Source organism: Streptomyces sp. NPDC014727, from assembly GCF_043083485.1.
Lineage (GTDB): Bacteria > Actinomycetota > Actinomycetes > Streptomycetales > Streptomycetaceae > Streptomyces.
Genome location: NZ_JBIBYR010000048.1, coordinates 19787 through 31549, shown reverse-complemented (window position 1 = coordinate 31549; position 11763 = coordinate 19787). Strand labels below are relative to the sequence as shown.

The 11763-nt window shown below is 68.5% G+C and carries 11 protein-coding genes and 2 pseudogenes; 8 read left to right on the top strand and 5 right to left on the bottom strand.

The window, feature by feature from the left end; translation table 11 throughout:
• Nucleotides 1–673: 673 nt before the first annotated feature.
• Entirely contained in the window at nucleotides 674–976 is a 303-nt protein-coding gene (locus ACF1B9_RS36565; RefSeq protein WP_391746740.1) for a DUF6233 domain-containing protein, read from the bottom strand.
• A gap of 231 nt (nucleotides 977–1207) precedes the next feature.
• Between ACF1B9_RS36565 and ACF1B9_RS36560 the strand changes: the two genes are divergently transcribed.
• Together ACF1B9_RS36560 and ACF1B9_RS36555 are read left to right on the top strand one after the other, a co-directional pair.
• Nucleotides 1208–1648 (top strand): VOC family protein, encoded by a 441-nt coding sequence (locus ACF1B9_RS36560; RefSeq protein ID WP_391746741.1) that lies wholly within the window; start codon nucleotides 1208–1210, stop codon nucleotides 1646–1648.
• Between the two features lie 17 nt (nucleotides 1649–1665).
• Nucleotides 1666–1779 (top strand): annotated as a pseudogene (locus ACF1B9_RS36555) (pyridoxamine 5-phosphate oxidase); the annotation flags it as partial.
• Between the two features lie 634 nt (nucleotides 1780–2413).
• Here the strand turns inward: ACF1B9_RS36555 and ACF1B9_RS36550 are convergent.
• A pseudogene (locus ACF1B9_RS36550) lies at nucleotides 2414–2815 on the bottom strand (transposase); the annotation flags it as partial.
• Between the two features lie 110 nt (nucleotides 2816–2925).
• Between ACF1B9_RS36550 and ACF1B9_RS36545 the strand changes: the two are divergent.
• The 3 genes from ACF1B9_RS36545 to ACF1B9_RS36535 all read left to right on the top strand — a co-directional run bounded on the left by ACF1B9_RS36545 (nucleotide 2926) and on the right by ACF1B9_RS36535 (nucleotide 5747).
• The gene (locus ACF1B9_RS36545) at nucleotides 2926–3651 is read left to right on the top strand and encodes a dienelactone hydrolase family protein (protein WP_391746742.1); all 726 of its coding nucleotides are present in this window, start codon (nucleotides 2926–2928) and stop codon (nucleotides 3649–3651) included.
• A 181-nt stretch (nucleotides 3652–3832) separates the two neighbouring features.
• The gene (locus tag ACF1B9_RS36540) at nucleotides 3833–4108 is read left to right on the top strand and encodes a helix-turn-helix domain-containing protein (protein WP_391746743.1); all 276 of its coding nucleotides are present in this window, start codon (nucleotides 3833–3835) and stop codon (nucleotides 4106–4108) included.
• 1090 nt (nucleotides 4109–5198) lie between these two features.
• Nucleotides 5199–5747, top strand: coding sequence for a putative immunity protein (locus ACF1B9_RS36535; protein ID WP_391746744.1), 549 nt, complete (start codon nucleotides 5199–5201; stop codon nucleotides 5745–5747).
• A 34-nt stretch (nucleotides 5748–5781) separates the two neighbouring features.
• Here the strand turns inward: ACF1B9_RS36535 and ACF1B9_RS36530 are convergent, their stop codons facing one another.
• The gene (locus tag ACF1B9_RS36530; RefSeq protein ID WP_391746745.1) at nucleotides 5782–6213 is read right to left on the bottom strand and encodes a transposase family protein; all 432 of its coding nucleotides are present in this window, start codon (nucleotides 6211–6213) and stop codon (nucleotides 5782–5784) included.
• A gap of 122 nt (nucleotides 6214–6335) precedes the next feature.
• Nucleotides 6336–6590 carry a winged helix-turn-helix domain-containing protein gene (locus tag ACF1B9_RS36525; protein WP_391746746.1) on the bottom strand — a complete coding sequence of 85 codons (255 nt, stop codon included), beginning with the start codon at nucleotides 6588–6590 and terminating at the stop codon, nucleotides 6336–6338.
• Nucleotides 6591–6823: 233 nt separating this feature from the next.
• Between ACF1B9_RS36525 and ACF1B9_RS36520 the strand changes: the two genes are divergently transcribed.
• Together ACF1B9_RS36520 and ACF1B9_RS36515 are read left to right on the top strand one after the other, a co-directional pair.
• Complete coding sequence (locus tag ACF1B9_RS36520; RefSeq protein WP_391746747.1) at nucleotides 6824–8071, top strand: hypothetical protein; 1248 nt, start codon at nucleotides 6824–6826, stop codon at nucleotides 8069–8071.
• 485 nt (nucleotides 8072–8556) lie between these two features.
• Complete coding sequence (locus ACF1B9_RS36515) at nucleotides 8557–8775, top strand: hypothetical protein (protein WP_391746748.1); 219 nt, start codon at nucleotides 8557–8559, stop codon at nucleotides 8773–8775.
• A 124-nt stretch (nucleotides 8776–8899) separates the two neighbouring features.
• Here ACF1B9_RS36515 and ACF1B9_RS36510 read toward each other — a convergent pair whose 3' ends face one another.
• On the bottom strand, nucleotides 8900–10117 hold the full coding sequence (locus ACF1B9_RS36510; RefSeq protein ID WP_391746765.1) for a PP2C family protein-serine/threonine phosphatase: 1218 nt from the start codon (nucleotides 10115–10117) through the stop codon (nucleotides 8900–8902).
• A gap of 569 nt (nucleotides 10118–10686) precedes the next feature.
• On the opposite strand from ACF1B9_RS36510, the gene ACF1B9_RS36505 reads away from it, so the two are divergent.
• Entirely contained in the window at nucleotides 10687–11655 is a 969-nt protein-coding gene (locus ACF1B9_RS36505; RefSeq protein WP_391746749.1) for a hypothetical protein, read from the top strand.
• The last annotated feature ends 108 nt before the right edge of the window (nucleotides 11656–11763 follow it).

Here is an 11763-nt window from a genome sequence, read left to right as displayed (position 1 = left end):
ACCCAAAAGGGTGATCTGCATACGCACCGCTACCGGCCCTGATCCACCAGCTTCGAGCCGGAGGCACTTTAAGAGACGTAAAACGCCGGTTCCTCATCGCCTCATCCAGCAAGACCGGCGTACCCGTAGGCACCAGACGCCGCGCGAACAGAGCTGACAGCTCTGACCGACTCAATCCAGCGACCTGGCCTACCTTCCAGACCTTCCGCTGGTCCGCGAAGAACAACTGCACGTGACCCCACAGGCATGCGTCACCACTCCGGCACAGTGCAGTCTTCCGGTACGGGGCGATGGCGTGCTTGGAGGCGCCGAGGTGTCACCCGTACGAGACAGCTTCAAGTGTCTGGAGAGCCGTCAAATTTCGGCTCGTACCACCACGCCCCGGCGCGCCCGCGCGGGAGCCGGGGCACGGCCTGGGCGAGAGCGAGCGGTACGGGAAGGTCCACCCATCCAGCCTCCGTCCCGGAGCCCGCCCCTGCCTGCCGGGCACGGCCGGGCAGACCCGTACGGGCACGCGCTCGGCCACGTCCCCCGTCAGAGTGGCCGTCTGCCCGCGTGGGCGGCGGCCCGGCGGCGTTCACCGATCCGCCGACGCGGACAGCGGCGAGCGCCGGGCCCGCCCGGCATTCCGGTGCCCGGCTCACCTCCGTCCGCCAGTGACCGTGTGCCGGGGTCAGTCGATCAGGCCGAGGCTGGTCTCGGGCCGGCAGTACGGGCACGGCCGGACCGCACCCGTGGCCAGGACGGTACGGGCCTCGTCGCGGGTGAGGAGCTTGGGGTATGTGTCCGCATCGCGGCAGTCGCTCAGGTGGACCCAGTCCTCGACGGGGCAGCCGTGTCCGCGGCGGGCAGGGGTGTGGTGCGGCGAGGGCGAGCGGCACGGGGAACTCCACCTGCCAAGGGTGCCCCGGCACCGTGAATTAATCGGGGAGGCGTAACGCTCAAGCGCGCACGCTGCGAATCGTCGAGGAAGCATTGAAAAGCGAGGACGGCACGCTGCGGCTGATCGTCTTCATGGGAGCGGCCACCTGCGCCGCACTCACCCTCGGTGGTGGCGCCCGGCTCGCGGGTCTGCTGTAGCGGTGCTGAGGCGCGATCCACATTTTCGGGGTTCGGCGGTCTGCGGATGTCGAGAACGTGCCACCGGCTCCGTCCCAGGGACAACAACGCCCACCACCGGCCGCACGAGGAAGAAGGAGAAACCGGCATGGCGATTCAGCGGATGGACAACGTCGGCATCGTCGTCGAGGACATGGATGCCGCCATCGCGTTCTTCGTGGAACTCGGCATGGAGCTGGAGGGCAGGGCGGAGGTCGAGGGCCTCTTCGCCGACCAGTGCACCGGACTCGACGGAGTCCGCTGTGACATCGCGATGGTCCGGACCCCGGACGGTCACAGTCGGCTCGAGCTGGCGAAGTACCGCAGCCCTGCGGCGATCAGCGCCGTGCCCCGCAACCGGCCGCACAACATTCTGGGCACGCACCGCGTCATGTTCGCCGTCGACGACATCGAGGACACCGTTGCCCGCCTGCGCCCTCACGGCGCCGAACTCGTCGGCGAGATCGCCCGGTTCGAGGACAGCTATCTGCTCTGCTACCTCCGCGGCCCGGAGGGCATCATCGTCGGACTGGCCGAGCAACTGCGCTGAGAAGGAGGAACCGAACCATGCAGCCGAACGAGACCATCGAGGTTCTGAACCGCCCGACCAGCCAGGAGCTGCTGGCCCGTGACGTGACCCGCCTGGCCTACGTCGCCAAGGACGGAACCCCACGCAACGTCAGGAACGCGAGACACCGGTAGCCGTCTGCCTTTTGCTGCCAGAGCGGATCCGGAACCTCGCCGGGGCGCGGCAGTGTGTCTCGGGCCTGCGCCAGCATCGGCTCGATCGGTGGTGTCAGCACATGGCCACCCTCGCGCACAGGCTCCTGAAACGACGGCACCAGTAGGTGAGACACATCTGAGTGTCTGGAGAACCGTCGAATTTCGGCTCGTACCACCAGCCCGGCCCCTCGGGCAGAACCGGGACGGCCTGGGCCAGTGCCACTCTGGCCGGGAACTCCACACCCCCAGCCTGCGCGTCCCTGTCCAGAGCAGCGCTCCGGGCGGTGGGCGTGCTTGAGCGCCATGCGGGCATCGGCCAGATCAGGACCGCTCAAGGACTCCCAGAACGGATGCGTGACAACCTCCGGCGCAGCTCTCCCTGGAAGCGCCGGACTTCCGAGGCCTGCTGCTCCGTGTCCCGGGAGGAGTCCTCCTTGTGGGACCGGTGGGAGGAGTGGAGTTGCTTGTCCCCTTCCCAGCCGAGCGTCGGTTCGGCCGGCTACGGGAGGCTGGTGGCGTACTCCTCGTACGCGGCACAGGTCTGGTGAAGAGCGAGCTGCGCCTCGCACAGGTCGAGGAAAGTCGTACTTACTGACGCCGGGTCGTCGAGAGTGAGGCCGGTGCCTGCTATGAAGCCGTTGAGGGTGTCGGGTCGGTCCTGGAGGCGTTTGAGCCGGTTGCGTACGAGGGCTTCGAGCCGGTCGAGGGCGACGACGGCGAGGTTGGCCAGGCTGCGTTTGACGTGTGCCCACACCCACTCGACGGGGTTCAGGTCGGGCGAGTACGCGGGCAGTAGGAACACCGTCAGCCATTCACGCTCGGCGACCGACTCACGCATGACGTGGGAGACGTGGGTGTTGAGCCGGTCCCAGACCAGCACGATCGGGGCCTTGACGAGGTGGTGGACGCCGTCGATCAGCGCGATGAAGTCGCGTCCGCCCATGCTGCGGCGTGTGCCTTTGCCCGCGGGGTAGGTGCGCAGGCGGTGGCACAGCCGGGTGCGGGAGCCGAAGTCAGTAACGCCCTCTCAGAGGGGCACCCCGCTGTTCTGCCAGCAGTGAACCCCGGCCCGACCGGGCTCGACGATCACTACCGTCCAGTCTCATGACGACGATTACCACGCGCACGGTCCAGTACCCGGCCGACGATCTGACGATGATCGGGCACCTCGCGCTCCCGGCCGGTGGCGACCGCCGGCCCGCGGTCCTGCTCGGACCAGAGGGCCCGGGGCTCAGCGACGTCGAGCGCCGCCGGGCCGATGCGCTCGCCGAGCTGGGATACGTAGCGCTGGCCTTCGACCTCCACGGCGGGCGCTATTTGGGCGACCCCGAGGAGATGCTGGCCCGTTGCATGCCGCTGCTCGCCGACCCCGACCGGATGCGGGGCATCGGCCACGCGGCGCTCGACGTGTTGCGCGCCGAACCGCGGAGCGACCCCGACCGGATCGCCGCCGTCGGCTACGGCACCGGGGGCGCCATCGGGCTGGAACTCGGGCGCGACGGCGTCAACCTGTGCGTGATCGGGACAGTCAACGCACTGACCACGGGCCGACCGGGCGAGGCGGCGCGCATTCGCTGCCCGGTGTGGGCCGGGGTCGGTTCGGAAGACCCGATCATGCCGCCCGCGCAACGGGACGCGTTCACCGCCGAGATGCAGGCCGCGGGCGTCGACTGGCGCCTCGTGGTCTACGGCGGCGCCTTGCACGCCTTCCACCACCCGCCGGTCGACCACACCGTGCGCCCCGGCGTCGGCTACCACTCACGGCACGCGCAGCGAGCCTGGCGCGACGTCGTCGACCTACTCGCCGAGTGCCTGCCCGTGACGGAGTGATCTGGTCAGTCCAAGCTCGGGCGCCCGCTGACCGCCGCGACGCTTGGGCTCACTGCCACGGCTGGCGGGGCAGGCTGCGGCTTGTCAGTGATCCACTTCGGCCGATCGGTTCGCCCGCCATGCTCCTACGCACTGCCTGTCCGATAGCCCCCAGTGCCGCCGAACCGCGCGGCTGAAGACGATGGCCTACGGCCACAAGACCGAGCACCGCCCGCCGGTGTTCACGCCGCTGCAGGTTGCCGAGGTCAAGGCGCTGGCCTGCCGGCTGCCCGCGGCGAGGGTGCCGCTGGCCCGCTGGTCGTGCCCGGAACTGGCCCGCGAGGCCGTCCCGCGGGACATCGCCGGGTTCGTATCGGCCTCCACCGTGCGCCGCTGGCTGACCGAGGGTGCGATCAAGCCGGGTTCTTCGCTCGGCATCTGCGCTAGTCACGGGCCGGCCCCGCCGCCAGACCAGTAGACGGTACTGGCCGGCACGCCGCTCATCAAGGACAGGCCCGAACCCTCCTCGATTGCGGTGGCCAGCAGGTGCACGACCGCCCCGATCCTGGCGGTACCGGCCATCGGCGGTACCGGCCGGTCGGGGCGGCGCTCGGCCACCAGCGGTACGGCGCGGCATCGGCGCGCTCGTGACCAGGGCTCTTGCCGATCAAACTTCGGTGACACAGGCTCAAGGTTCGATGGCACAGGACAGAAAAGAGCAAATTGAAGACGTGACCCCTCGGGCCAGCCACGCCCGCCGCCGCTGGTCGGCTGGCGTGGTGGAGCCATCCACGTCCGCTCCCTGCGCAAGCACACCGCCGGGCTCAGCGCCCTGTCGGGGCTTAAGATACCGGCAGAACCGATCGGCCGACAGCACGTCAACACCCGCTTCGGCGGCCGGTGCATGTTTGAATGCGCGCTTTGCGGCGTCCCGGTCAAGGGACGCCGCGAGCACGTTCGCCCCCGCTGGCTCTTGAGGCGCTACAAGGACGATGGCCCCTTCACCTTCTACCAAGCCGGGGAGCCGGTCCCTTACGCGAGCGGAAGAACGGAACGGTTGCAGCTGTCACGGGTGATGGCGCCTGTCTGCGATCAGTACGACGAGAGGGGCGCGACTGCAACGGCTGGCTCGACACCAACTTTGAGAAACCCGCCAAAGAGCACGTTCGCGCCTTGCTGGACGGCAGGCCCATCAGCGGCCCCGCTGTCGAAGCCGGCCCGTTGGGCGGTCAAGTCCCCTCTCCTCGAACAGCATCCCGAGGCACACGCCGGCCCCACTGGACGGCCTGCGGGCGAGACTTGACCAGCCAGGGGCTACAACGTCCACTGAGCGCACATCGCGCACCGGATGCAGTGCACTGAGCCTCCGCCAACTTGAAGTCGCAGGTCAAAGGGCTGGTGTGACCGGTTTTGGGGGGTACTTGGGGTACTCGCGCTGACCGTGGGCGGCTGTCTGAGGAGTAGACGTCCGTCAGCGGTCGGCTTGCCGGTTTCTGCTCGCTGCGGCCCGGCGGCCCGGAGCCGCCCCTACCGCCTAGCTGTTCAGCGCAATCATGGAAGATGGAGCCATGACGGGGGACGCGAGCGAGATCGTTCTGAGCAAGCAGGACCTTCGTGAGGTCGCAGCGTTCGCCGCGGCGTGTGCGGAGGCGGTGCTCGAGATATTCGAGGCCGATCAGCCGGACGACTCGCGGCCTCGAGACGCTGTCAGTGCCGCGTGGGAGTTCGCTCGGGGCGGCGAACGCGGGAAATCTCTGCGCGACACAGCTTCGGCGGCCCTCAAGGCGGCCAAGAGCGCGGACACTGCGGCTGCGCGCGAGGCAGCGTGGGCAGCGATGTCTGCGGCAGGCGCCGCCTACCTGCATCCGCTGGCCAAGGCCACCCAGGTCAAGCACATTCTCGGAGCTGGCGCTTACGCGGCCAGAGCGGCTGAACTCGTCGCCGGCGACGATCGGAGCGTTGGTGCCGAGAACCTTGAGCAGGCGGTGCATCGTGCGACGTCGGTTGTCGTTGACGTGCTCAAACGCTTCCCAGCGGCGCCGAGTGGGGGCGGACGGGTTGGTGAGTTGATCCGCATGCTGGACGCTGACCTTCGTTCACTCAGCCTCGCTGAGTGACTTTCAGTGTCCAGGCGGCGTGGCCTCGCATCCGTCAGCGGTTGACTTCGAGGTTCGTCAGGACGAGCAGGGCGCACAGGAGGTGGGTGGCGCGGGCGGGGTCGGTGCGGAGTCTGGTGAGGATCCGCCAGTTCTTGAGGTGGGCGAAGCCGTGTTCGACCGGTGCGCGTCCGGTGGCGAGGACTCGGTTGGCGGTCTTCTGGCCTGCCACTCCCGGCACGTCACCGACCTGCCGGGCCATGGCGGCCTGCCGGACGGCGGCGAGGATGCGCTGGTAGTCCGGCGGCAGCGTCGCCTCCTCCACGCGGTGCGGGATCAGCATCACCGACTGCCCGCCCACCTGCCTCGGTATCGGCGCGGCCGAGACCCGTTCGCTGGCAATCTGTTCACTCACCCGCTCAAGGACCTGTTCGGCGACAGCGAGCTCGTCCCGCTCGGCCCGTACCTGCGCCAACTGCTCGGCCAACAGTTCTTCGAGTTCGTCCAGATCGCAGAAGGCATCCGGGCCACGGCGAGGAGAAACTGACGAGCTGGCTGAGAACGGCTGCTCACACCTGTGACCAGCCGTTCGCCCCTGCCCATGTCATTTCACTGCAGTGGGCCCGCGATCGCCGTCAGCGCGGCGAGGTGGCGCCGGTATGCAGCCGCTCCGCCCTCGGTCAGACGCAGCCAGGTCCGCGGCCGACGTCCGACCTGCCCCTTCTCGACTGTCACCCAGCCCGCTTGTTCCAGGCGCGAGACCTGTTTCGACAAGGCGGAGTCGGTGATCTCCACGAGATCCCGCACGTAGGCGAACTCGGCCTTCTCCACTGCAGTGAGAGCTGCGACGATCGACAGACGCACAGCCGAGGCAAGAAGAGGGGCGAGTGCGTGTCGCGGGTGAGAGCCCTGTCCTGCGCCCGCCGAGGCTTCCGGCATCATACGGCGCGCTCGGCACGTTGTTGCGTCCCGGAGCAGTTGGCTGGCTGCACGCTGGGCCTTCAGCCCGCCCGAAGGTCACACGTAGGGAAATCCCCCTGGCGGGTGGGGTGTTCATCCCAGTGTGCCGAGCATGTCAGGAGCGGCAGAGTCGAGTCATGAACTTTTCTCGGCTCCGTGGAAGATCAGCCAAGCCCGGTGCGCTCGCCCTGGTGTGTGCCGTGACCGTACTGGCGGCGACAGGGTGCGGCGACGACAATCAGCGCTCCTCCTCGCCTGCCGCCCTGACCGCGTCCCAACAGCCCGCAGCACGCGGTTCGGTGATCTCCGTGACCCCTGTGGCAGACCTGGACGCCAAGGAGGTCTTGGCCCGTCTGGCGAAGACCGGCATCGATACGACACAGGTCCGCTACGGCGTGCGGGCCCACCGGATCGTGTATCGCACCGTCGACATCAAGGGCAAACCCACCACGGCCAGTGAGCTGGTCGCGATGCCGAAGAACGACGACCGCGGCCTTCGGGTGGTGTCCTGGCTGCACGGCACGGAGGTGTACCGAGGGGAGGTGGCCTCGGTGAACGACGAGTCGCCCGACCGGGCCACGGCGTTGCTGTTCGCCTCGACCGGCCGCGCGGTGTCCGCACCGGACTACCTCGGCCTGGGAAAGGGCCCTGGGATCCATCCGTACGGGAACCCGGAGGCGACTGTCAGCGCTTCGGTGGATGCGTTGCGGGCGGCTCGTGCCTTCGCCCGCCGGGACGGTCGCGGTCTCGACCGGCGGGTACTGGTCAGCGGGTTCTCCCAGGGCGGACCTGCCACGATGATGGTCGGGCGGGCCCTGCAACAGGGCGTCGACCCGTACTTTCGTCCAGGTGTCATGGCCCCGATCGCCGGCCCGTTCGATCTGAGTGGTTTCGAGGCCGCCGCAGCAGACGACAAGGTCGTCCGGTCATCGCTCTACCTCGCCTATTTCGCCACCGCGTGGAACCGGATGTACGGCCTGTACGACATGCCGGACCAGGCGTTCCGTGCCCCTTACGACAAGACGGTGGACACACTGTTCGACGGCGACCACCAGGCGTCGGAGATCGCGGCCGCACTGCCCGCGACCTCGAAGGAACTGTTCACCGAAGAGTTCCTTCAGAGGGTGCGCAACCCCACGGGGAATCTGCGACGGAAACTGCAGGTGATGGACACCACCTGCGACTGGCGGCCCGAAGTCCCGGTGCGCCTCTTTCACGCCAAGGGCGACAAGGACGTCTCCTTCGCTAACTCCCTGTACTGCCAACGTCAGCTGACTGCCCACGGGGCCGACCAACAGCTCAGCGATGTCGGGGAGTTCGACCACTCCGCGACGGTCCTCAAGGCCCTGCCGCAGGTGGTGCGCGAGTTCGACACCGTCCGCTGAGCCGGCCACCGATCAGGCGGCGACCACAGCGACATCAAACCCATGGCCGAAGCAAACGCCCATACTCAACACGTGGCGCAGTGAGAATCTGCTGGCTGGAACGCGACACGACGACTCGTGTCCTGTCGCGGTGCATCTGACGGACAGCGAGCGGCTGACCTGCCGGTTTGTCACGTCGCTTGAGAGCGATGGCCCTCGGCATTCTCAAGCGGCGTGGCTTTCACGGAGTTGTGTTCGCCGTACTGCCGTACTGGCTGCTGGGGCGTGCAACGCGGTAGGGGGTTGCTGCGTTTCAGCGGCATGAGAAGCACTGTGATTGCGGTGACAACAACTGCGCGGAGTCGGCAAGGGCCAAGCGCTCCCCGCTCGCCGCCCTGGCGAAGCAGGCCGCGGCCTGACCTCGGTGGCCGGGGCGTGCGGCATGGACCCCTTGCCGCCGTCGACCTCCGGATCACTCTCGGTCCGGTTTATCCACAGGCCGGCACGTGATCGGGAGCTGCATCCAGTACATGCCGCAGGCCGGAGCGATCGAGGTCCGTGACATCGGATGGGCGGGCTGGGGCGACGGCGCGGTCCCGGATGCCGTCCCGGAGCTTGGCGGCCGTCTTGGCGGCGGCGGCCTCGGACGTGCGGCGGGGCTGCTCCAGCGTGGCGACGTCGGTCGTCTGCTCCTGGCCGCGGTTCGCCTTCCGGTCCGTACGTGACGGCCGTATGCGGGGCCTCGGGGCGGCGGGCACGGCGACGGCGTGAGGCCGGGTCCGGGAGCCCAGGCGGTCCGAGCGGCGCACCGCGTGGACCCGGACAGCGAGGCCCTGGCGCAACACCGCGTCACCGATCCTGCGGACGCCATTCGAAGAGCAGGATGGTCACGTCGTCCCGCAGTTGGTTGCACTGGTAATCGAGGATGGCGTGGATAAGCAGCCGCAGCACCTCGGCCGGGCGCTGTCCGGCGGAGGAGGAACGGATGATGAAGTCAGTGAACCGGTCAAGGCCGAACTCCGCACCTTCCGCGTCGCGAGCCTCCACGACACCGTCGGTGTAGAGCAGGACGCAATCGCCCGGTTCCAGGGTCGCCTCGTGGACTTGCCGGGATGCCGGGGCGAGTGGACCAGCCAGGCCGATCGGCGGCTGTGGGGAGTTGTCCAGCGCCCGGGCGAGCACCCGCTCGCCACGGATCAGCAGCGGTGGGGGGTGACCGCAATTGACCCAGCGCAGCACCCCGGTCTCGGCGTCGAGCCGACACAGCACGCCGGTGCAGAAGTGGTCGGGCAGCCACTGGGCGAGCGCCTGGTCGACGGAGCCGACGACGTCGGCCAGGTCGGCACCGCCCCGGCGGGCGTTGCGCGCCGCCGCCATGGCGACCGAAGTGGTCAGGCCGGCGGTCAGATCATGACCCATGGCATCGAGGATCACGGCGTGCAGGACGTTCTTGACCACCGAGTGGTCGAAGGCGTCGCCGGCGATGTCGTACGCCGGTTCCAGGACCGCGGTCGATACGCACCTGCTGCTGCCGATGGTGCAGGGTGGCAGGAAGGCCCGCAGCATCTCGGCGGGCAACCGCATGGTCGCAGTGCGGGTGCGGGCGACGAGCCAGTCGCTGTAGGCGCGCTTGGAGGTGATCAGCATGGCGAACAGACGGGCCAGCATCCGGCTGCGGCTCATCCGCACCTTGTCGAGCGAGGCGGTCCGCACCGCCAGCACGCCCAGCCGCTCCGCACCATCGACCAGAGGCATCCAGAGGATCAAGCCGTCGTCGGCCTCGGCCACCCGCGGGGAGACCGCGCGGTACGCCCAGCCGGCCGACGAGCGGTCCACCGGCAGCGGCTCCAAAGCCTCGTCGAGCGGGATGAGCAGCTGTTGTTGCAGGTCGACGAGGTAGATCAACGCGGCATCCAGGTCCAGAGCGGAGGCGCACCGGTTCGCCAAGGCGGGCAGTTCGACTGGCAGGGCAGTCTGCGCCTCGATGATCAGCTCTTCCAGCCGATTCTCGTCGACGGCGGTGTCGGGGCCGGAGGACGCGTGCGGTGGGTCCGACACAGGGATCACCCCTTCCGTGCCCAGTTTCACACCGATCCCGTCCTCTCTCACGTCAGCCCGTGGCGAGGGCGAGAGCGACGCCGCGCTGCTGGTGTTGCTGCTCGTGCTCCTGGCGGTGCCGGGCGGCCGGACCAGCGGCCGGGGCCTACACCTCGCGGTCGGTGTAAGCGCGGCGGGGGCCTCGGCCTCGCAGGTGCAGGCGGCGACGCCCGGGCGAGGTTCTCCGGCGCGCGCATCCACGTCGCCGGGTCGGTCGCCCGGCCCTCCAGGTAGCACTTCGGCATCGCGGCCGGGTTGCTGATCGAGTGCATGCAGGAGGTCGACCAGGTCCACCAGTTCCTCGTCGACGTCCGCGACAACATCGGCACCGGATAAAGCGGCCGCGGCGGCCTGGTCGGTATCTCGCGTCCGGGTTCGAACAGGCGCTCCTTTCCTTCCGTAGCGTTTCAGCCCTTGCCCGAACTCTTTGAGTCAGGCCGTTCCATGCGGCTGATCAAATCGCTCTCACCTGGCCAGACTACGCAGCGGATCCGATTGATCACTCAATCTGTGGGGGACTTGTGGCTCGTAACGACCTGATGACCGCTCTTTTGGATACCCGGCGGGCGCTGGAGGAGCAGGTCACCGCGTTGGGGGACCGTGTAGAGACCTCGCGCCGCGAGATCACCGAAGCGCTGACCACCCAGGTGTCCGAGCTCCACTCCGACAACCGGGAGACACGCAACCGCGTCAACAGCGTCTCCACTTCGCTCTCGGAGATCAACAAGTCGCTTCCCGGGCTGCGCCAGGATGTCGCGGACCTGGCGCGTGTGGTCCATGAACTGCGCGCCGCGGTGGGCGACGCCTTCGCTCGGCTGCCCGAGCTTCCCGCCGCCATCGAAGATCCAGTCCAAGACCAGGCGCCACCGGAGCAGCCGGAACCTGGGCGGCCTGAACGGGACAGGGCGGCCGGCACCGACTCCCTACAGGAGCCGGAATGCGGCGCCCCAGCGGACGAGAACCCTGAAACCAGCAGCACGGCAGTTGAACCTCGACCCGGCCGGCCCGAGGACGGGCCCTGCGAGAACGCTGGTCACCGACAGGCCGTCGCCGAGGCAGTCGCCAACGCACGCCCGGACGCGGAGGAGGAATCCGGGAAGAACGGTCTTACCGCGTCGGAGCGTCGACTTGCCGCACACGACATCGTGCTCGGCACGGCCGCAACCGTCGGCACTGTGCACCTGGTCTGCCACCGCGACATGTGGGACTTCATTCAGGAACATGCTGCGGACCTCCCTCACTTCCGTGCCCCGGCCACACCCTCCGAAGAAGGACACGATCGGCTGCGGATCACCCTGTCCGGCCGGTCCGTCATTGGCGTGCTGATCGCTATGAGCAGCACGCGGACCAAGAGCTCGGAATACGGGAAGGACGACGGCACCTGGGCTCTGTCCGGCGCTGTGTACGAGCGGCTGGCGCACGACCTCACCACCACCAACCGCAGCGGCACCCAGCCCCTGACCGTGATTTTCGACGACGGCGTCGGCGACGACTCCGACTCCCGGTGACCTGACCGCGATACGTCCTGACCCGTTGGAGGGTGCTGCCTGCCGCCGGAGCATGGAGGGAGAGGTGATCGATATGAGTGGCTCCGTTGATGACGAGGCGCAGCGTTT

Bases quoted from the DNA above. Each gene is read 5' to 3' on its own strand.
- ACF1B9_RS36565 (WP_391746740.1), bottom strand. From the start codon at position 976: ATGCTTCCTCGACGATTCGCAGCGTGCGCGCTTGAGCGTTACGCCTCC.
- ACF1B9_RS36560 (WP_391746741.1), top strand. From the start codon at position 1,208: ATGGCGATTCAGCGGATGGACAACGTCGGCATCGTCGTCGAGGACATG.
- ACF1B9_RS36545 (WP_391746742.1), top strand. From the start codon at position 2,926: ATGACGACGATTACCACGCGCACGGTCCAGTACCCGGCCGACGATCTG.
- ACF1B9_RS36540 (WP_391746743.1), top strand. From the start codon at position 3,833: ATGGCCTACGGCCACAAGACCGAGCACCGCCCGCCGGTGTTCACGCCG.
- ACF1B9_RS36535 (WP_391746744.1), top strand. From the start codon at position 5,199: ATGACGGGGGACGCGAGCGAGATCGTTCTGAGCAAGCAGGACCTTCGT.
- ACF1B9_RS36520 (WP_391746747.1), top strand. From the start codon at position 6,824: ATGAACTTTTCTCGGCTCCGTGGAAGATCAGCCAAGCCCGGTGCGCTC.
- ACF1B9_RS36505 (WP_391746749.1), top strand. From the start codon at position 10,687: ATGACCGCTCTTTTGGATACCCGGCGGGCGCTGGAGGAGCAGGTCACC.